Source organism: Allostella sp., assembly GCF_041913585.1.
Classification (GTDB): Bacteria; Pseudomonadota; Alphaproteobacteria; order ATCC43930; family Allostellaceae; genus Allostella.
On the sequence record NZ_JAYSFE010000035.1, the window covers coordinates 3612 to 22505 of the forward strand.

An 18894-nucleotide genomic window follows, 5' to 3' on the forward strand; every position below is an offset into this window, starting at 1 on the left:
TCCGGCGCGCCGGCGGGCGGGCGCCGCCCCCCCCCCCCCCCGCGCCCCCCGGGCGGGGCGCCCCCCGGGGTCGGCCGCCCGGGCGGCCCCCCCCGCCAGCCCTGGATCATCGAGGGCGTGCTGCCGACGGCCGCCGCCGTCTCCAACCTCGGCGCCACCACCGTGCTGCTGACGATCGTCGGCTTCGTGCTCGTCTACACGGTCCTCATCGTCGTCGAGATGGCGCTGATGCTGCGGGCGATCCGCAAGGGCCCCGAACCCGACGACGAGCCGGAGGCCCGGCTCGTCCCACCCTCCCTCGTCGCCGCGGAGTGAGTGACCGCCATGATCCTCCACGAACTCGTCGAGTACGAAACCCTGCGCGTCGTCTGGTGGCTGCTGCTCGGCGTGCTCCTCGTCGGCTTCGCCGTGATGGACGGCTTCGACCTCGGCACCGCCGCCCTCCTGCCGGTGGTCGCCCGCACCGACCTCGAACGGCGCGTCGTCATCAACGCCGTCGGCCCGGTCTGGGAGGGCAATCAGGTCTGGCTGATCCTCGGCGGCGGCGCCATCTTCGCCGCCTGGCCGCCGCTCTACGCCGTCTCCTTCTCGGGCTTCTACCTGGCGATGTTCGCGATCCTGGTCGCGCTCATCCTGCGCCCGGTCGGGTTCAAGTACCGTTCGAAGCGCAACGGCGCGGCGTGGCGGGCGACCTGGGACTGGGCGCTCTTCACCGGCGGCTTCGTGCCGGCGCTGATCCTCGGCGTCGCGGTCGGGAACGTGCTCCAGGGCGTGCCCTTCCGGCTCGATTCCGACCTCCGCATCTTCTACGAGGGCACCACCCTCTTCGAGCTGCTCAACCCGTTCGCCCTGCTGTGCGGGCTGCTCTCCGTCGCCATGCTGGTGATGCACGGAGCGGCGTGGCTGGTCCTCAAGACCGAGGGCCCCGTCGCCCAGCGGGCGCGTGACTGGGGCAGCCTCGCGGCGGTCGCCACCGTCGTGCTCTTCGCCCTCGGCGGACTATGGCTGTGGGCCGGCGTCGAAGGCTATCGGATCACCAGCGCGGTCGCCGCCGGCGGCCCGTCGAACCCGCTCGCCAAGACCGTCGAGCGGGCCGCCGGCGTCTGGTTCGCCAATTACGGGACCCACCCCTGGATGCTGGCCGCGCCGGCGCTCGGCTTCCTCGGCGCGCTCGCCGGCCTCGCCTTCCTGCGCGGGCGGCGCGAGGTCGCGGCCCTCCTGTCGACGTCGGTCGCCATCCTCGGGATCGTCTCGACGGTCGGACTGTCGATGTTTCCCATGATCCTGCCGTCGTCGATCGATCCGCGCTCCAGCCTGACGGTCTGGGACTCGTCCTCGAGCCACCTGACGTTGTTCATCATGCTGGTCGTGACCGTGGTCTTCGTGCCGATCGTCGTCGCCTACACCGCCTGGGTCTACCGCGTCCTCTGGGGCAAGGTCGACGCCAAGGCGATCTCGGACGGCAGCGGCCACGCCTACTGAAACCGGAGGGAGACCTCAGATGTGGTACTTCGCCTGGCTGCTCGGCCTGCCGCTGGCGGCCGCCTTCGCGGTGCTCAACGCCATGTGGTACGAGCTGATGGACGATGCGGCGCGGAACGAGGCCGCCCCGCCGCGGACCGGCGGCCCCGCCCGCTGAAGTCCGGCGGCTGACGCCCGCCCGCTGACGCCCCCCGGGGGCGCCGTCGCCGTCCGGGCCGGCGTCTTACCCCGGGGCTGGCGGCCGAGCGCGCCCGGCGCCGACGGGGGCGCGTCGTCAAGCCGTCTCGCGGCCGCCCCCGCAGCGCCGGCGGGGACCGTCTTCGGTCTCCGGCGCGGCGCAGAAGGCCGCATGGAGCGCGCCGATCACGGTCGCCACTTCCGGACGGGTGATCCGGTAGTGGACGGTCGTCCCCTCGCGCCGCGCCTCGACCAGCCGGTCGGCGCGCAGGCGCATCAGCTGCTGCGACATCGGCACCTGCTCGATGCCGAGTTCCTGGCGCAGCTCCGCCACCGACTTCTCGCCGTCGATCAGCGCACACAGCACCAGCAGCCGCTGCGGATGGGACAGGCTGCGCATCAGCTCGGCCGCGGATTCCGCGGCCGCGATCATGCTCGATATATTCATGATATTGAATTTACGTTTTTTGAATGCTATGTGCAAGACGACCTTCGGAGAACCGGCGGCGCGCTGGCGCCGACCGCGAAGGCTGGAGAGGGGAACGGACAATGACGATCGATCGCGCGGTCATGATGTTCGCGGGCTTCATGGTCCTGGCGTCGCTGGCGCTCGGCCTCTACGTCTCGCCGTGGTGGTATCTGCTCACCGCCTTCGTCGGGGTCAACCTGATCCAGGCCTCGGTCACCGGCTTCTGTCCGGCGGCGATGGTGTTCCGCGCCATCGGGGTGCGCTCCGGCGCTGCGTTCGAGTAGGCCGGCACCCCGCCGTATCCGGCAGGTCGCCCCGGCGTCGGGCACGACGCCGGGGCGCGGCTTCCAGGGAGGGCCATACCGCCCATGTTTCGCACGATCGTCCGCGCCGCGGCTGCCGGGCTGGCGCTGCCGGCGGCCCTCGCCGCTGCGCCGGCCGGGGCGGCCGAGTTCGTCGTCCAGCCCGTCATCGTCGCCGAGATGAAGGCCGTCTTCGGACGCGTCGAGAGCCGGATCGTGGTTCCCGCGCGCGCCCGCATCGGCGGTTCGGTGCGCGAGATCCGCGTCGGCGAGGGCGACCGGGTCGCGGTCGGCCAGGTCGTCGCCGTCGTCGTCGACGAGAAGCTGGCGCTCCAGCTCGACGCCGCCGACGCCCGGATCGAGGCGCTCAACTCCCAGGCGCGCAACGCCCGCGTCGAGCTCGAGCGGTCCCAGCAGCTGCGCGCGTCGGGCACCGGCACCCAGGCCCGGCTCGACCAGGCCCGGATGCAGTACGAGGTGACGACCAGCCAGCTCGCGGCGGCCCGGGCCGACAAGGCGGTCGTCGAACAGAGCGCCCGCGAGGGCGAGGTCTTCGCGCCGGCCGCGGGCCGGGTCCTCACCGTCCCGGTGACGCTCGGCTCCGTGATCCTGGCGGGCGAGGAAATCGCCCGCATCGCGCCCGGCCCCTACCATCTGCGCCTGTCGCTGCCGGAGCGCCACGCCGCCGAGATCGTCCGCGGCGCGGACGTCCTGGTCGGCGACCGCGGGCTGACGCAGCCGGGCGGGCAGGCGGCGAGGACCCGCTCCGGCCGCATCGTCAAGGTCTACCCCGAGATCGCCGACGGGCGGGTCATCGCCGACGTCGAGGTCGCCGACATCGGCGACTATTTCGTCAACGAGCGCATGCTGGTGTCGGTCCCGGTCGGCCGGCGCACCGTGCTGGCGGTGCCGCCGCAGGCGGTGCGGACCGTGCACGGCGTCGACTATGTGCGGCTGGCGACGGCGGCCGGCGGCTCCGACGTCGCGGTGATCCTGGGCGAGACCTTCGCCACGGGCGGCGAGGCCCGGGTCGAGGTCCTCTCCGGCCTGCGCGCCGGCGACCGGGTCGTGCTGCCGTGAAGCTCGGAATCGCCGGCGGGCTCACCCGCGCCTTCGCCGCCTCGCCGCTGACGCCGCTCTTCCTGCTGGCGGCACTGGCGCTGGGTCTGGTCGCCCTGCTCGGCCTGCCGCGGGAGGAGGAGCCGCAGATCTCGGTGCCGATGGTCGACATCCGCGTCGAGGCCGCCGGCCTGCGGGCGGAGGACGCCGTCAAGCTGGTCACCGAGCCGCTGGAGACCATCGTCAAGAGCATCGACGGGGTCGAGCACGTCTATTCCCAGACCGAGGACGACGGCGCGCTGGTGACGGCGCGCTTCGAGGTCGGCACCGACGCGGACGCCGCCATCCTGCGCATGCACGAGAAGATCCGCGCCAACATGGACCGCATCCCGGTCGGCATCCCCGAGCCCTTGATCGTCGGCCGTGGCATCGACGACGTCGCCATCGTCGTCGTCACCCTGCGCCCGGCGCCGGCCGCCGCCGGGCGGTGGAGCGCCAACGACCTGACCCGGCTCGCCCGCGAGCTCCAGGTCGAGATCGCCAAGCTTCCCGACATCGGGCTGACCTACATCGTCGGCGAGCAGCCGGAGCAGTTCCTGGTCGAGCCGGACCCCGAGAAGCTGTCGCTCTACGGCATCACCCTGCAGCAGCTCGCCGGCAAGATCGAGGGCGCCAACCGTTCCTTCCGGATCGGCACCATCCGCGACCAGGGCGGCCAGCGCGCCATCGTCGCCGGCCAGACCCTGCAGTCCCTGCCCGAGATCGGGAACCTGGTACTGACCGCGCGCGACGGCCGCCCGGTCTATGTCCGCGACGTCGCCGACATCGTGCTGGCGACGGCGCCCGCCGAACGCCGCGTCACCGACGTCCGCCGGACGGCGGACGGGCTCGATCGCGCGCCCGCCGTCTCGCTCGCCATCGCCAAGCGGCCCGGCACCAACGCCGTCGTCATCGCCGAGGAGATCGTGCACCGCCTCGACCAGGTGCGCGGCCGGATCTTCCCGCAGGACGTCGAGATGGCGGTCACCCGCAACTACGGCGAGACCGCCGACGACAAGGCCAACGAACTGCTGTTCCATCTCGCCCTCGCGACCCTCTCGATCGTCGTCCTGGTGGCGATCGCGATCGGCTGGCGCGAGGCGGTGGTGGTCGCGGTCGTCATCCCGACGACGATCCTGCTGACGCTCTTTGCCGCCTGGATCATGGGCTACACGCTGAACCGCGTCAGCCTCTTCGCTCTCATCTTCTCGATCGGCATCCTCGTCGACGACGCCATCGTCGTCATCGAGAACATCGCCCGGCATTGGGGCATGGGCGACGGCCGCTCGCGCATGCAGGCCGCCGTCGACGCCGTGGCCGAGGTCGGGAACCCGACCATCGTCGCCACCCTGACGGTGATCGCCGCCCTCCTGCCGATGCTCTTCGTCTCCGGGATGATGGGGCCCTACATGAGCCCGATCCCGGCCAACGCCTCGGCGGCGATGCTGTTCTCGTTCTTCGTCGCGGTGATGCTGACGCCGTGGCTGATGCTGAAGATCGGCGGCGGGCATGCGCCCGCGTCCCACCACCCGACGTCCCACACCCCGGCGTCCGACGATCCGGCGACGGCCGGTGGCCGGCTCGGCCGGCTCTACGTCGCCGTCGCCCGGCCGATCCTGGCGAGCCGCGCCCGGTCCTGGGCCTTCCTCCTCGTCGTCGGGTTCGCCACGCTGGCGTCGCTCGGCCTCCTTTACACCCGCCACGTCACGGTCAAGCTGCTGCCGTTCGACAACAAGTCCGACCTCCAGGTCGTGGTCGACCTGCCGAAGGGGGCGTCGGTCGAGGATACCGACCGGGCGCTGCAGGCGGTGGTCGACGGGCTCGCCGAGGTGCCCGAGATCGTCTCGTTCCAGACCTATGCCGGCACCGCCGCGCCCTTCGACTTCAACGGGCTGGTGCGGCACTACTACCTGCGCGCCGGCCCGGAGCAGGGGCAGGTCGCGGTCAATCTCTCGCCCAAGGGCGAGCGCGACCGCGCGAGCCATGCCGTCGCCCTCGACATGCGCCGGCGCCTGGACGGGCTCGGACTGCCGCAAGGCACCGTGCTCAAGGTCGTCGAGCCGCCGCCGGGCCCGCCGGTGATCGGCACCCTGCTGGCCGAGATCTACGGGCCCGATGCCGAGACCCGCCGCGGCGTCGCCGCCCGGGTGCGGGAAGCCTTCGCGAGCGTGCCCTTCGTCGTCGACGTCGACGACAGCTACCGCAACCGGCCGGAGCGCATCCGCGTCGCCATCGACCAGGACAACCTCGAATACCGCCAGGTCGAGCAGGCCGACGTCTACGACACCCTGCGCTACCTCTATGCCGGCGCCACGGTCGGCTACTCCCATCGCGGGGAGGGCCGTCCGCCGATCCCGATCCGCATCGCGCTGCCCAAGCGCGGCGCCACGATCGGCGAGCGCGTCCTGGCGACGCCCGTGCCGGCCAACGCGCTGCCCGGCGGCCGCGGCGTCGTCGAGCTCGGCGACGTCGTCGACATCCGGCGCGAGCCCGCCTCGTGGCCGATCTTCCGCCACAACGGCCGGGCCGCCGAGATGGTGATGGCCGAGCTCGCCGGCGCCTACGAGGCGCCGATCTACGGCATGCTCGCCGTCGCCGCGGCGATCGAGCGGGCCGACTGGGGCGACCTGCCCAAGCCCGCGATCGCGCTCCACGGCCAGCCCGACGACGAGAGCCGGCCGACGCTGCTGTGGGACGGCGAGTGGGAGGTGACCTGGGTCACCTTCCGCGACATGGGCGCCGCCTTCATGGTGGCGATCCTCGGCATCTACATCCTGGTCGTCGCCCAGTTCGGATCGTTCAAGGTGCCGCTCGTCATCCTGACGCCGATCCCGCTGACCTTCATCGGCATCCTCGGCGGCCACTGGCTGTTCGGCGCGCCGTTCACCGCGACCTCGATGATCGGCTTCATCGCGCTGGCCGGCATCATCGTGCGCAACTCGATCCTGCTCGCGGACTTCATCCGCCACGCGCGCAGCCCGGGCCGGCCGCTGGTCGAGGTACTGCTGGAGGCGGGCGCGATCCGCTTCAAGCCGATCCTGCTGACGGCGCTGGCCGCCATGATCGGGGCGGCGGTGATCCTGGCCGACCCGATCTTCCAGGGCCTGGCGATCGCGCTGCTCTTCGGGCTCGTCTCCTCGACCTTGCTGACGGTGCTCGTCATTCCGGCGATCTACCGCGTCCTGAGGCGTTGAGGCGGCCGCCGCGCGGCTCGGATTGCGTTGGATCAAGGCCGCGGCGTCGGCGCCCGGACATAGTCGCCGCCGCATCCCGGGTCGGCCGTCCCGCCGCCGGGGGTGCAGTTCGAGGCTCGCAGGAAGGGAGGTCCGATGGCGGTGCAGGGTGGCCCCACCGGGCCGTTCGGTGCGCTTCTGCGACGCTGGAAGTGGCGGGCCGGGAGCATCGTCCTCCTGGTCGGTGCCGTCGCCTGGGCGCTGCCGCACTGGCTGGTCGGCCCCGAGACACCGGTCCACGTCGCCGTCCGCGGCGAACTGGTGCACAGCATCGTGGCCACCGGCCATGTCGAAACCCCCTACCGCGCCGAGATCGGCAGCCAGGTCACCGGCACGGTGAAGGACGTCCTGGTCGAGGAGGGGCAGTCGGTGGCCGTCGGCCAGCCGCTGATCGTCCTCGACACGACCGAACTCGATGCCGCGGTGGTGGCGGCCGAGGGCGCGGTGGCCCAGGCCGACGCGCGGGTGCGGCAGATGCGCGAACTGACGCGGCCGGCCGCCGAGGAGGCGCTGAAACAGGCCCGCGCCAACCTCGAGAACGCGCGGGTGGCCTATGATCGCGCCACCCGGCTCGCCCGATCCGGCAGCGGGACCCAGGCGACCCTGGACGAGGCGACCCGGGCCCTGAACGTCGCCCAGGCCGTGATGCGCACGGCCGAACTCCAGGTCTACACGTCGAGCCCCGGCGGCAGCGACCATGTCATGGCCGAGACCCAGCTCGGCCAGGCGCGGGCGAACCTCGACACCGCCCGTGCCCGCCTCGGCTACGCCACCATCCGGGCGCCGCGGGACGGCACGCTCATCACCCGCAGCGTCGAGCGCGGCAGCGTGGTCCAGCCGGGCAAGACGCTGCTGGTCCTGGCCCCGGCCGGCGACATCCAGCTGGTCGTCCAGATCGACGAGAAGAACCTCAGCCTGATCGCGATCGGGCAGGATGCGCTGGCGTCCGCCGATGCCTATCCCGACCGGCGCTTCGCGGCGACCGTCCGCTACATCAATCCCTCGGTCGACATCGCGCGCGCCTCGGTCGAGGTGAAGCTGACGGTCGCCGATCCGCCCGCCTACCTGCGCCAGGACATGACGGTATCCGTCGACATCGCGGTCGACCGCCGGACGGATGCCGTCGTGCTGCCGATGCGCACGATCCACGAGCCGGCGTCGGGCGCGCCCTGGGTGCTGGTCGTGCGCGGCGGGCGCGCCGAACGGCAGCCGGTGCGCCTCGGCCTGCGCGCCATGGACCGGGTGCAGATCCTGGAGGGCGTCGCCCCCGGCGAGGCGGTGCTGCCGCTGACCTCGGCCGTCGGCGCCGGTCGGCGCATCCGGCCGGTCGCGCAGTGAACCGCTGGCTGCCGTTCGAGTGGACCGCCGCCCTGCGGTTCCTCGCCGATGGCCGGATGCAGACGGTCTTCATCGTCGGCGGCGTCACCATCGGCGTCGCCGTCATCGTGTTCATGTCGGCCATGCTGGCGGGACTGCAGGCCAACTTCATCCGGCGGGTGCTCACCTCCCAGCCGCAGATCCAGCTCCTGCCGCGGGAGGAGGTGGCGCGGCCGCTGCGCGGCGCGGACGGCGTCATCGAGGGCGCGGTGGTGCAGCGGCCGACCCAGCGCATCCTCGCCATCGACCAGTGGCAGGCGATCGCCGCCGCCATGCGCGCCCGGCCGGACGTGACGGTCGTCGCGCCCACCGTCACCGGATCGGCGCTGGCCGTCCGCGGCGACGCCAGCCGCAGCATCTCGATCGTCGGCATGGACCCCGCCCAGTATTTCCGGATCGTGCGGGTGCCGGACTATCTGGTCGCCGGCGAGGCCCGCGTCGGCACCGACGACATCCTCGTCGGCGCCGAACTGGCACGGAACCTCGGCGCTGGCATCGCCGACAAGATCAACGTCACCACCGCCCGCGGCGGCCAGCGGATCCTCACGATCACCGGCATCGTCGACTTCGGCAACAAGGGCGCCAACGAACGCAACACGTATGTCGCGCTGCGGACGGCGCAGAGCCTGCTCGACCTCATCGGCGGCGCCACCACCATCGACCTCACCGTCGCCGACATCTACGCCGCCGACGCGATCGCCCGGGAGATCGCGGCGGTGGCACCGGTGAAGGCCGACAGCTGGATCTCCACCAACGCCCAGTTCTTCACCGCGGTGCGGGCGCAGCAGACCTCCAACACCCTGATCCGCCTCTTCGTCGGCCTGTCGGTCGCCTTCGGCATCGCGGCGGTGCTCGTCGTCTCGGTCATCCAGCGCTCGAAGGACATCGGCATCCTGCGGGCGATGGGTGCGTCGCGCGCACGCATCCTGCGGATCTTCCTCGTCCAGGGCGGCGTGCTGGGTTTCGCCGGTTCGGCCCTGGGCTCGGCGCTGGGCGCCGGTGCCCTCGTCGTCTGGCACCGCTGGTTCCGCCAGGTGGACGGTTCGGAACTGTTCCCGCTGGTCCTGGAGCCCAGCCTGTTCGCGGCCTCGGCGGCGCTCGCCACGCTGACGGGCGTGCTCGCGGCGCTGGCGCCCGCCGTCCGCGCCGCCAGCATCGACCCCGTGGACGCGATCCGTGGCTGACGTCCTCGTCCTCGACGGCGTCCGCAAGTCCTACGGCATCGGCACGCCGGTCGAGACCGAAGTGCTGCACGGCATCGACCTCGCCGTGCGGGCCGGCGAGTTCGTGGCGCTGATGGGGCCGTCGGGCTCCGGCAAGAGCACGCTCCTCAACATCATCGGCCTGCTCGACCGGCCGACCTCCGGCCGGCTGCGGATCGAAGGGACCGACACGACGGATCTCGGCGACGCCGACCGCACGCGGCTGCGCGGCCACACCATCGGGTTCGTCTTCCAGTACCACTATCTGATCTCCGCCTTCACGGCGCTCGAGAACGTGATGATGCCCATGGTCGTGGACCGCGGCCGGGCCGACGCCGAGATGGCGCGGCGCGCCGGGGAACTGCTGGCATGGGTGGGGCTCGACCGCTGGCGGAACAACCGCGTCAACCACCTGTCCGGCGGACAGCAGCAGCGCGTCGCCGTCGCCCGCGCCCTGGCGGCGGGCCCGGCGCTGGTGCTGGCCGACGAGCCGACGGGAAACCTCGACACGGCCTCGGCCGACGGCGTCTTCGCGCTGATGCGGCGCATCAACCGCGAGCGCGGGACGACGTTCCTTCTCGTCACCCACAATCTCGCCCTGGCCGAGCGCTGCGACCGCATCGTCGAGGTGGTGGACGGCCGGATCGGGAGCGAACGCGCCGGGCGCGATGACGGAGCCGTCCCGGTCTGACCGGGCGCCGGGCGCCTCATACCAAGTCCGAAGCTCGATGCCTCATGGTGCCGGCGAGCGTCCGCGCGTCCCTCGACTTCGCTCGGGATGAGAAAATTCGATCAGAACAACAACGTCCCTTGTCCCGAGCGAAGTCGAGGGACGCCACGGCATCGATGACGGGCTCGTTCCGCATCGACCGGCCTTGGTATCAGCCGGCGGTGCGGGCCGCCGCCATCTCGGCCTTCAGCACCTCGCCGAGGCGGCGGAAGGTGTCCTTGCGGCCCGCGGTGCGGCGCCAGACGAGGCCGATCCGTCGGTGCGGCAGGTCGCCGCCGAGCGGCGCCACCTCGACGTCGAGGCCGCGGACGATGCCGGCGTCGATCGCCATCTGCGGCAGCAGCGTCACCCCCAGCCCGTTGGCGACCATCTGCACCAGGGTATAGAGGCTGGTGCCCTGGAACCCGGGACTGCGGCGCGCGCCGTCGAGTTCGCAGGCGGCCAGCGCGTGCTCGCGCAGGCAGTGGCCGTCCTCCAGCAGCAGCAGGTTCTCGCGCGCCACCTCCTCGGGCCGGACGGCGGCCGGCGCGGCGAAGCCGTGGCCGTGCGGGCCGACCACCGAGAAGCGATCCTCGCCCAGGTCCATGCACTCGGCATCGCCCAGCGGGTAGGGGAGGGCGAGGACCGCGCAGTCGATCTCGCCCGCTTCGAGCCGCGCCAGGAGTGCGGCCGTCTGGTCCTCGCGGAGATAGAACTGGAGGTCCGGGAAGGCTGCCCGCAGGGCCGGCATGGCGCGCGGCAGCAGGAACGGACCGATCGTCGGGATCATGCCGAGATGCAGGGGCCCGGCCAGCGGCCGGCCGGCCGCCTGGGCCATGTCGACGAGATCCTCCGCCTCCCGCAGCAGGCCGCGGGCGCGCTCGGCGACGGCGCGCCCGATCGGGGTCGGCACCACCGATCGCTTGGTGCGCTCCAGGAGCTGGACGCCGAGCAGATCCTCCAGTTCCTGGATGCCGGCGCTGATCGTCGACTGGCTGACGAGGCAGGCGTCGGCCGCCTGGCCGAAATGGCAGCGGTCGACGACGGCCACGAGATAGCGGAGCTGGCGCAGGGTGGGGGTCGGCTTCATGGCACTGATATAGTGATTAAGTCGATTAATACGATCGGTATTTTGCGCTTCAATCGCTCAGTCGGTCACCCTATCTCTCCTCTCGACGGCGACGAGGGGCCCGGCGGTCCGCGCCGGGGCGTCGTCGTCGGCCCCGAACACGTGCAGCCCGAGCGAATTGCGGAGTGAGATTCATGTCCCTCATCAACAGCGAGATCCTTCCCTTCAAGGCGACCGCCTTCCACCAGGGCAAGTTCGTGCCCGTGACGGACGCCGACCTGAGGGGCAAGTGGTCGGTCGTCTTCTTCTACCCGGCCGACTTCACGTTCGTCTGCCCGACGGAGCTGGAGGATCTGGCCGACAACTATGCCGAGTTCCAGAAGCTGGGCGTCGAAATCTACAGCGTCTCGACCGACACCCATTTTTGCCACAAGGCGTGGCACGACACCTCGCCCGCCATCGGCAAGATCAACTACCCGATGATCGGCGACCCGACGCTGGCGATCTCGCGCAATTTCGGCGTGCTGATCGAGGATGCGGGCCTGGCCGACCGCGGCACCTTCGTCATCGATCCCGACGGCAGGATCCAGATCGTCGAGATCACCGCGGGCGGCATCGGCCGCGACGCCAAGGAACTGCTGCGCAAGGTGAAGGCCGCCCAGTACGTCGCCAGCCATCCGGGCGAGGTCTGCCCGGCCAAGTGGCAGGAAGGCGAGAAGACCCTCGCCCCCTCGCTCGACCTCGTCGGCAAGATCTGACCGCCGCCTGAGCATCCCCGGTTCCGGCGCCCCGTGCCGGAACCGGGTCCGCCCGTCCCGTCCACCCCCATCGCTTGCCAAGAGCCCACCCGACCGGAGTGACCGCCATGTTGGACGCCGCCCTGAAGACGCAGATGCAGGCCTATCTCGGCCGGATCACCCAGCCGATCGAGCTCGTGGCCTCGCTCGACGACGGCGCCAAGTCGCGGGAGCTGGAAGAACTGCTGCGCGAGGTCGCCGGCATGTCCGACCGCGTGACCTATGTCCGCCGCGACGACGATGCGCGGCGGCCGTCCTTCGCCATCAACCGGGTCGGCACCGGCATCGGCGTGCGCTTCGCCGGCCTGCCGATGGGCCACGAGTTCACCTCCTTCGTCCTTGCGCTGCTCCAGGTCGGCGGCCATCCCTCGCGCGAATCGGCGGAAACGATCGAGCGGGTGCAGGCGCTGGAGGGCGATTTCCGCTTCGAGACCTTCTTCTCGCTCTCCTGCCAGAACTGCCCCGACGTGGTGCAGGCGCTGAACCTGATGAGCGTCCTCAACCCGCGCATCCGCCACGTCGCCATCGACGGCGCACTGTTCCAGCAGGAGGTCGAGGCGCGCGGCGTGCTCGCGGTGCCGGCGGTGTTCCTCAACGGCGAGCCCTTCGCCCAGGGGCGCATGACGCTCGACCAGATCCTGGCCAGGCTCGACACCGGCGCCGAGGCGCGCGAGGCCGAGAAGCTGAAGGGCAAGGCGGCCTTCGACATGCTGGTGGTGGGCGGCGGCCCGGCCGGCGCCGCGGCCGCGATCTATGCCGCCCGCAAGGGCATCCGCACCGGCATCGTCGCCGAGCGCTTCGGCGGCCAGGTGCTGGACACGATGGGCATCGAGAACTTCGTCTCCGTGTCGCACACCGAGGGCCCGAAGCTGGCCGCGGCGCTGGAGCAGCATGTCCGCGACTACGCGGTCGACGTGATGAACCTGCAGACCGCGGTGCGGCTGACCCCGGCCCCGGTGCCGGGCGGGCTGGCCGAGGTCGAACTCGCCAACGGCGCCGTGCTCCGCGCCCGCTCGGTCGTGCTCTCGACCGGCGCCCGCTGGCGGCAGATGAACGTGCCGGGCGAGGCCGAATACCGCAACAAGGGCGTCGCCTACTGTCCGCACTGCGACGGCCCGCTGTTCAAGGGCAAGCGCGTCGCGGTGATCGGCGGCGGCAATTCCGGCGTCGAGGCCGCGATCGACCTCGCCGGCATCGTCGCCCACGTCACGCTGATCGAATTCGACGGCAAGCTGCGGGCCGATGCGGTGCTGCAGAACAAGCTGCGCTCGCTGCCCAACGTCGCCATCGTGACGTCCGGCCAGACGACCGAGGTGCATGGCGACGGCGCCCGGGTGGTCGGCCTGTCCTACCAGGACCGCACGACCGGGGAGACCAGGCGGGTCGAACTCGACGGCATCTTCGTGCAGATCGGCCTGGTGCCGAACACGGAGTGGCTGAAGGGTGCCATCGGTCTCAGCCAGCGCGGCGAGATCGAGGTCGACGCCCGCGGCCAGACCTCGGCCATCGGCGTGTTCGCCGCCGGCGACGCGACGACCGTCCCCTACAAGCAGATCGTCATCGCCATGGGCGAGGGCTCGAAGGCCGCGCTCTCCGCCTTCGACTACCTGATCCGCAACGAGCCGGTCGACCTCGCCGCCGCGGCGTGACGGCGGGCGACGCCACCGCCGGCGACGGCGGTGGCGTCACCGCCGCCCGGGCGGCGGCCGCGAACCGAGCCGGAACGAGCGCTGGCCGGTCGCGATCGCCAGCATGCGGGCGGCGAACACGGCGGCGATCGTGACGGCGACGGCCGCGGTCACCAGCCAGGCCGCATGCTCGTAGTGGTTGGCGACGAGCAGCAGGCCGTAGAGCAGCAGGCCGCCGGCGACCGCGATCTCCTCGTAGGGCTCGCCGTGGAACGTCCGCGGCTCGCGCCCGGTGACGATGTCGAGCAGCATGCCGCCGCCGGCGCAGGTCAGCGCGGCGCAGATCGGAATCCAGAACCACGCGAGGTCGGCAACCAGGGCCACCTTGGCGCCGATGACCGCGAAGACCGCGAGGCCGACGGTGTCGAGCACCGCCATGGCCTGTCCGAAGGACCGCGACTGCGCCGCTTGGGGCGGAAAGACCCGCAGCGCCAGGGTTCCCATGGCGACCGTCGCCAGGACCAGCGAGATGTAGGTCGGGTCGGTGAAGATGAAGGGTGGATGCCGGTCGCCGCCGACCAGCAGGTCGCGCAGCGTGCCGCCGCCCGTGGCCGGCAGCAGCGTCAGCATGAAGGCGCCCCAGAGATTGTAGCGGCGCTGCACGGCGCGCATGAAGCCGGCGAGCCCGAAGGCGAGCGTGCCGACGAGGTCGAGCCCGTAGAACCAGCGCGCCTCGACGGCGAGGCGGAACTGATGGCGGACGGCGGGCGTGAGAACGTGATGCTGGGTGCCGCCGGGGCGGGCCTCGAGCTGGATCGTGTGGGTCCAGGCACCGCGCGCGGCCGCGCGCACCGCGGCCGGATCGCCGCTGCCGCGGCCGATGATCTCGATGCTGCGGTCGAAGCTCGCGAGGTCGAGGAGGCCGAAATCGCGCTCGGGCTCGGCCAGGCCGAGGACCGTGTCCAGCATCCGCCGCTGGTGCTGGCGGTCGGCGCCCGGCGCGACATGCATGACGGTGGCGAGCGCCTCCTCGGGGTTCTCGCGCGCGTGGCGCCAGCCCTCGGCGGTGGCCCTGGCGAAGCGCACCAGCCGCTCGCGCGCCGCCGGGTCGTCCAGCGCCTCGCCGCGGACGTAGAGCCCGTCCTCGAGAAACCCGGCACCGTGGTCGGCGAAGCGGACGACATAGAGGTCGGACGGCGCGAGGCCGGCGTCCAGCACCTTCCAGTATTCGTTGTAGGTCATGACGGTGGCGCAATCGACATCGCCCTCGACGAGGTCGCGTCCGTCCGGCCGCTGCGCGACCAGGACGACCGACGCCGCTCGGAGCCCATGGCCGGCGAGCCAGAATTCGACTTCGTGCTGGTCGCCGAGGTTCCAGACGCCGATCCGCCGGCCGGCGATGTCCGCCGGCCGGCGGATGCCGGCGCTGCGGCGGCATAGCAGGGCGGTCCCGGGGCGGCGGAAGATCTGCGCGATGTTGACCACGTCCGCCCCGTCGCGGCGGGCGGCCAGGGCGTTGGTCAGCCAGGCGAGGGCGACATCGGCCTCGCCGCGCAGCAGCGCCTCCAATGGCTGGACGGCGGGACCGCCGGCCGGCGGCACGCCGCCCTCGCGGAGTTCGACGTCGAGGCCGGCCTGATCGTAGAAGCCCAGCGCCTCGGCGACGTAGAACCCGGCGAACTGCGCCTGGTGGAACCACTGCAACTGCACCCGCAGCGGCTGCGGCGGCCCGTCCGCCCGCCCGGCGCCGGACCACAGGGCGAGCAGGACGAACGCCAGGATCGCCGGCAGCCGGAGCGGCCGGGTCACGGGGCGGCCACCGCGAGCGGCGCCGGTGTCGAAGCGTGGACCGAGTTGCACGGGCCAGCGTCCTTTCGCGCAGCCGCCTATGTCTCCGAGGGCAGGATTGCCGCTCCCGGTTCGCGGATCAATCCCTGCCCGGCGGCGCGGCGCGCTCGGATGGTGACGCGGCGCGGGCCGGGTTCTATCCTGCCGCGGTCCTGAGGTGGAGCCGTTCGGCCCCGCACATCCCGGAGAGGATTTCGATGCAACGAGGCATGGTCGTCGCGCCGCAGAACGACGCGGCCGAGGTGGGCGCGCGCATCTTCCTGGCCGGCGGCAACGCCGTCGATGCGGCGGTCGCCACCGCCTTCGCCCAGGGCGTGATGGACCAGATGATGTGCGGCATCGCCGGCTTCGGCGCCGGCCATGTCTACCTGCCGAAGCTGGGCGTCCACGCCGTCATCAACTTCTTCTCGAAGGCGCCGCTCGCCGTGCGGCCCGACATGTGGCGCGACCTCCTGGAATACGAGACGCGCGACGGCTTCGGGTTCGTCCTCAAGGGCCGGGTCAACGACCTCGGCTACCAGGCGGTGGCGGTGCCGGGGACGATCGCCGGGCTGCACGGCATGCACAAGCTCTATGGCCGCCTGCCCTGGGCCGAGGTGGTGCTGCCCGCCGCGCGCATCGCCGAGGAGGGCTACCGCATCACCCCGCACGTCCACAACTACTGGACGACGACGGAAAACATGGGCCGGGTCGAACTCATCGACCGCATCCGCTACACCAAGGAATACGCCGCGCTCTTCTTCGGCGCCGACGGCCAGCCGCATGCGCCGGGGACGACCGTGACCAACCCCGACTACGGCCGCAGCCTGCGCACCATCGCCGCCGACGGTCCCGCCGCCTTCTATCACGGCGCCATCGGCGACCGGATCGCCGAGGACTTCGCCGCCCGCGGCGGCCTGCTGGCCAAGGCCGATCTCGAGCAGTACGAGGCGGAATGGACGCCGCCCGTCTGGGGCAGCTACCGCGGCCTGCGGGTCTCCAGCAACCCACCCCCCGGCTGCGGCGCCATGCTGCTGCGGATGCTGCACATCCTCGAGCATTTCGACCTCAAGGCGTTGGGCGTCAACACGCCCGAATACATCCGCGTCGTCGCCGAGGCGATGAAGCGCGCCCAGATCGTCAAGGACCGCGACATCGGCGACCCCAGGTTCGTCGACGTGCCGGCCGAGGCGATTTTCGACCGCGAGGCGGCCCGCGCCGACGCCGAGGCGATCCGGCGCGGCGAGGTGGCGCACGTGCCGCGCGCCGGCGGGTCGAAGGAGGGCGCCGACACCACCCATCTCTGCACCCTCGACAGCGAGGGCAACGCCGTCAGCATGACCCACACGCTGGGCATGCAGTCGGGCGTCATCACCCCCGGCCTCGGCTTCATGTACAACGGCGCGATGGCGATGTTCGACCCGCGGCCCGGCCGGGCGCAGTCGCTGGCGCCGAACAAGCGCCGGGTCAGTTCGATGTCGCCGTCGATCCTGTTCAAGGGCGACAAGCCCTACCTGATCCTCGGCGCGCCCGGCGGGTCGAACATCCCGATGGGCATCCTCCAGGTGATCCTCAACGTGGTCGACCACGGCATGTCGGTGGTCGAGGCGGTGAACGCGCCGCGCTTCTCGGCCACCGGCGACGTCATCGACGTCGCCTCGCGCATCCCGGTGCTGACCTGCGAGGCGCTGGCGGCGATGGGCTACCGCACCATCCGCAGCGTCCAGCCCTACATCTGCGCCCGCGTGCACGCCATCCTGGTCGAGGGCGACCGCGTCACCGGCGGTGCCGACCCGTCGACCGGCGGGTCCATCATCGCGGTCTAGGCATCCCTGTCCGGCACCGGGCCGGCGGGCGGTTCAGCGCCGCCCGCCGCGCTCTGCCTCGTCGAAGCTCCGCTTGACGAGGAGGAAGATGTAGGCGACGGCCGCCGCGGCCATGCCGAGGCCGAGCCAGTAGAAGCCCGGCTGATGGATGGTCGCCGCCATGTTCAGGCCGACGATGCCGATCGCCCCCACCAGACCGCCCAGAATCCACCGCCCGACCATCGTCCGCCGCTCCGTCCGGTTCGCTCCACGAACCCATAAGAATAGCGCGGAACGGCGCCGTCCGCGACCTCGCGCCGCGTCAGGCGGCGCGGTTGCCGGCGTCGGCCGCCGCCGGCAGGCGCAGGCGGAAGATCGTGCCGGCGGCATCGCTCTGCGTCAGCACGATGTCGCCGCCATGGGCGCGCATCAGTTCGCGCGCGATCGCGAGACCGAGGCCGGTGCCGCCGCTGCGGCCGGCGCCGGCGAAGGGCTGGAAGAGATTGGCCATGGCCTTGGGGGGCAGGCCCGGCCCGTCGTCCCCGACCTCGATGGCGAGGTCCGGCCCCTCGGCGGCGGCCGTCACCGTCAACCGGGTCGCTCCGGCCGCGGCGGCGTTGTGGCCGAGGTTGGAGAGCACGCGGAAGACGAGGTCGCGGTCCGCTTCGAGATCGACCCCGGGGGCGACCCGGTTGTCGACCAGGAACGGGCGGCCGTCGGGGGCGCTCAGGACCGGCGTCAGTTCCGCCACCAGGTCGGCCAGCGGAAAGCGCGTGCGCTTGAGGAGCGGCCCGCCGTCGCGCGCGAAATCGAGCGTGCGCTGGCACAGTTGCACCGCCCGGTCGATCGCCGCCATCAGGGTCGGCGAGACCCGCCGCACCTCGGGGTCGTCGCTGGCGCCGAGCCGGTCCGACAGCAGGCTGACCGTCGTCAGGATGTTGCGCAGGTCGTGGTTGATCCGCGTCACCGCCTCGCCCAGCGCCGCCAGCCGGGCGCGCTGGCGCAGCGACTGGCGCACCGTCTCCTCCATGGCGGCGAGTTCGCGGTGGACGATGCCGATCTCGTCGCTGCGCTGCGCCGGGGCGTCGATCCGCGTCGCGTCCTCCGGGTTCTCCCGGAAGAGCAGGATGCTGCGGGTGATGTCGCGCAGCGGGCGGACGATCATCCAGCGCAGCGTGACGAAGACGAGGGCGGCGGTGAGGAACGAGATCAGCAGCGACAGGCCGAGGATGCGCCAGGAAAAGGCGATCATGGCGCGGCGCAGCGGCGCCTCGTCGAGCAGCAGGTCGATCCGGCCGCCGGCGAGCTCCGGCGCCTCGGCCTGGACCCACAGGACGCGGTCGCCCGAGTGCAGCAGGGTTCCGAAGGCGTCGGCGATCAGGGGGAAGAAGCCGGGCGACCGGAGGTCGAGCGACAGGTCCATGGCCGGCGGCATGTCGCGGAAGATGCCCCGGCGCACGGCGGTCGCGGTCGGCGGCACGACGATGGCGTGGGCGCCCACCTGGTCGAGCAGCCGGTTCGCCAGCTCGGTCGTCACCGACTGGTCCGGCGTCGCCTCGAGGGCGATGACCGTGAGCTGCGCCGCGCTCACGCGCGCTTCCAGCCAGTCGAGCCGGAAACGGGCGACCGACGGCGCGTAGACGAACACCTCGACCAGCATGACGAAGGCGACCGTCATCAGCAGCAGCCGGCCCGACAGGCCGGTCACCGGGCGCATGC

17 protein-coding genes are annotated in these 18894 nt (G+C 71.9%); 12 read left to right on the top strand and 5 right to left on the bottom strand.

Going from position 1 to position 18894, the window contains the following annotated elements; all coding sequences use genetic code 11:
- The first annotated feature begins 105 nt into the window (after positions 1-105).
- Genes ACE3Q3_RS09080 through cydX form a run of 3 tightly spaced genes read left to right on the top strand, consistent with a single transcriptional unit; the run spans position 106 to position 1639 of the window.
- Positions 106-315: a cytochrome ubiquinol oxidase subunit I gene (locus ACE3Q3_RS09080; RefSeq protein ID WP_374444844.1), complete on the top strand. Its 210-nt coding sequence runs from the start codon at positions 106-108 to the stop codon at positions 313-315.
- A 9-nt stretch (positions 316-324) separates the two neighbouring features.
- Complete coding sequence (gene cydB / locus ACE3Q3_RS09085) at positions 325-1482, top strand: cytochrome d ubiquinol oxidase subunit II (RefSeq protein ID WP_374444769.1); 1158 nt, start codon at positions 325-327, stop codon at positions 1480-1482.
- A gap of 19 nt (positions 1483-1501) precedes the next feature.
- Entirely contained in the window at positions 1502-1639 is a 138-nt protein-coding gene (gene cydX, locus ACE3Q3_RS09090; RefSeq protein ID WP_374444771.1) for a cytochrome bd-I oxidase subunit CydX, read from the top strand.
- Positions 1640-1756: 117 nt separating this feature from the next.
- Here cydX and ACE3Q3_RS09095 read toward each other — a convergent pair whose 3' ends face one another.
- Positions 1757-2092 carry an ArsR/SmtB family transcription factor gene (locus ACE3Q3_RS09095; protein ID WP_374444773.1) on the bottom strand — a complete coding sequence of 112 codons (336 nt, stop codon included), beginning with the start codon at positions 2090-2092 and terminating at the stop codon, positions 1757-1759.
- A 116-nt stretch (positions 2093-2208) separates the two neighbouring features.
- Between ACE3Q3_RS09095 and ACE3Q3_RS09100 the strand changes: the two genes are divergently transcribed.
- From ACE3Q3_RS09100 to ACE3Q3_RS09125, 6 genes are all read left to right on the top strand, one after another.
- On the top strand, positions 2209-2412 hold the full coding sequence (locus ACE3Q3_RS09100) for a DUF2892 domain-containing protein (protein WP_374444775.1): 204 nt from the start codon (positions 2209-2211) through the stop codon (positions 2410-2412).
- 84 nt (positions 2413-2496) lie between these two features.
- Positions 2497-3510, top strand: coding sequence for an efflux RND transporter periplasmic adaptor subunit (locus tag ACE3Q3_RS09105; protein WP_374444777.1), 1014 nt, complete (start codon positions 2497-2499; stop codon positions 3508-3510).
- On the top strand, positions 3507-6722 hold the full coding sequence (locus ACE3Q3_RS09110) for an efflux RND transporter permease subunit (RefSeq protein ID WP_374444779.1): 3216 nt from the start codon (positions 3507-3509) through the stop codon (positions 6720-6722). Before ACE3Q3_RS09105 ends, ACE3Q3_RS09110 begins: the two co-directional genes overlap by 4 nt.
- A 135-nt stretch (positions 6723-6857) precedes the next feature.
- The gene (locus ACE3Q3_RS09115; RefSeq protein ID WP_374444782.1) at positions 6858-8099 is read left to right on the top strand and encodes an efflux RND transporter periplasmic adaptor subunit; all 1242 of its coding nucleotides are present in this window, start codon (positions 6858-6860) and stop codon (positions 8097-8099) included.
- The gene (locus ACE3Q3_RS09120) at positions 8096-9322 is read left to right on the top strand and encodes an ABC transporter permease (RefSeq protein WP_374444786.1); all 1227 of its coding nucleotides are present in this window, start codon (positions 8096-8098) and stop codon (positions 9320-9322) included. Before ACE3Q3_RS09115 ends, ACE3Q3_RS09120 begins: the two co-directional genes overlap by 4 nt.
- Positions 9315-10031 carry an ABC transporter ATP-binding protein gene (locus tag ACE3Q3_RS09125; RefSeq protein WP_374444788.1) on the top strand — a complete coding sequence of 239 codons (717 nt, stop codon included), beginning with the start codon at positions 9315-9317 and terminating at the stop codon, positions 10029-10031. Before ACE3Q3_RS09120 ends, ACE3Q3_RS09125 begins: the two co-directional genes overlap by 8 nt.
- A gap of 190 nt (positions 10032-10221) precedes the next feature.
- Here ACE3Q3_RS09125 and ACE3Q3_RS09130 read toward each other — a convergent pair whose 3' ends face one another.
- Positions 10222-11139 carry a hydrogen peroxide-inducible genes activator gene (locus ACE3Q3_RS09130; RefSeq protein WP_374444791.1) on the bottom strand — a complete coding sequence of 306 codons (918 nt, stop codon included), beginning with the start codon at positions 11137-11139 and terminating at the stop codon, positions 10222-10224.
- Positions 11140-11312: 173 nt separating this feature from the next.
- On the opposite strand from ACE3Q3_RS09130, the gene ahpC reads away from it, so the two are divergent.
- Both ahpC and ahpF read left to right on the top strand, forming a co-directional pair.
- Complete coding sequence (gene ahpC / locus ACE3Q3_RS09135) at positions 11313-11876, top strand: alkyl hydroperoxide reductase subunit C (RefSeq protein ID WP_374444792.1); 564 nt, start codon at positions 11313-11315, stop codon at positions 11874-11876.
- A gap of 107 nt (positions 11877-11983) precedes the next feature.
- Positions 11984-13564, top strand: coding sequence for an alkyl hydroperoxide reductase subunit F (ahpF, locus tag ACE3Q3_RS09140; protein WP_374444796.1), 1581 nt, complete (start codon positions 11984-11986; stop codon positions 13562-13564).
- 36 nt (positions 13565-13600) lie between these two features.
- Here the strand turns inward: ahpF and ACE3Q3_RS09145 are convergent, their stop codons facing one another.
- Positions 13601-15352 (bottom strand): ABC transporter substrate-binding protein, encoded by a 1752-nt coding sequence (locus ACE3Q3_RS09145; RefSeq protein WP_374444798.1) that lies wholly within the window; start codon positions 15350-15352, stop codon positions 13601-13603.
- Positions 15353-15588: 236 nt separating this feature from the next.
- Between ACE3Q3_RS09145 and ggt the strand changes: the two genes are divergently transcribed.
- Positions 15589-17196: a gamma-glutamyltransferase gene (ggt, locus tag ACE3Q3_RS09150; RefSeq protein ID WP_374444801.1), complete on the top strand. Its 1608-nt coding sequence runs from the start codon at positions 15589-15591 to the stop codon at positions 17194-17196.
- Between the two features lie 33 nt (positions 17197-17229).
- Here ggt and ACE3Q3_RS09155 read toward each other — a convergent pair whose 3' ends face one another.
- Positions 17230-17418 carry a hypothetical protein gene (locus ACE3Q3_RS09155; protein WP_374444804.1) on the bottom strand — a complete coding sequence of 63 codons (189 nt, stop codon included), beginning with the start codon at positions 17416-17418 and terminating at the stop codon, positions 17230-17232.
- Between the two features lie 79 nt (positions 17419-17497).
- Entirely contained in the window at positions 17498-18892 is a 1395-nt protein-coding gene (locus tag ACE3Q3_RS09160) for a sensor histidine kinase (RefSeq protein ID WP_374444806.1), read from the bottom strand.
- Positions 18893-18894 lie beyond the last annotated feature (2 nt).

What these genes read in the sequence shown, in the direction of transcription:
- cydB (WP_374444769.1), top strand. Translation starts at nt 325, where the DNA reads ATGATCCTCCACGAACTCGTCGAGTACGAAACCCTGCGCGTCGTCTGG.
- ahpC (WP_374444792.1), top strand. Translation starts at nt 11,313, where the DNA reads ATGTCCCTCATCAACAGCGAGATCCTTCCCTTCAAGGCGACCGCCTTC.
- ACE3Q3_RS09160 (WP_374444806.1), bottom strand. Translation starts at nt 18,892, where the DNA reads ATGCGCCCGGTGACCGGCCTGTCGGGCCGGCTGCTGCTGATGACGGTC.
- ACE3Q3_RS09105 (WP_374444777.1), top strand. Translation starts at nt 2,497, where the DNA reads ATGTTTCGCACGATCGTCCGCGCCGCGGCTGCCGGGCTGGCGCTGCCG.
- ACE3Q3_RS09155 (WP_374444804.1), bottom strand. Translation starts at nt 17,418, where the DNA reads ATGGTCGGGCGGTGGATTCTGGGCGGTCTGGTGGGGGCGATCGGCATC.
- ggt (WP_374444801.1), top strand. Translation starts at nt 15,589, where the DNA reads ATGCAACGAGGCATGGTCGTCGCGCCGCAGAACGACGCGGCCGAGGTG.
- ACE3Q3_RS09095 (WP_374444773.1), bottom strand. Translation starts at nt 2,092, where the DNA reads ATGATCGCGGCCGCGGAATCCGCGGCCGAGCTGATGCGCAGCCTGTCC.
- ACE3Q3_RS09130 (WP_374444791.1), bottom strand. Translation starts at nt 11,139, where the DNA reads ATGAAGCCGACCCCCACCCTGCGCCAGCTCCGCTATCTCGTGGCCGTC.
- ACE3Q3_RS09115 (WP_374444782.1), top strand. Translation starts at nt 6,858, where the DNA reads ATGGCGGTGCAGGGTGGCCCCACCGGGCCGTTCGGTGCGCTTCTGCGA.
- ahpF (WP_374444796.1), top strand. Translation starts at nt 11,984, where the DNA reads ATGTTGGACGCCGCCCTGAAGACGCAGATGCAGGCCTATCTCGGCCGG.
- ACE3Q3_RS09100 (WP_374444775.1), top strand. Translation starts at nt 2,209, where the DNA reads ATGACGATCGATCGCGCGGTCATGATGTTCGCGGGCTTCATGGTCCTG.
- cydX (WP_374444771.1), top strand. Translation starts at nt 1,502, where the DNA reads ATGTGGTACTTCGCCTGGCTGCTCGGCCTGCCGCTGGCGGCCGCCTTC.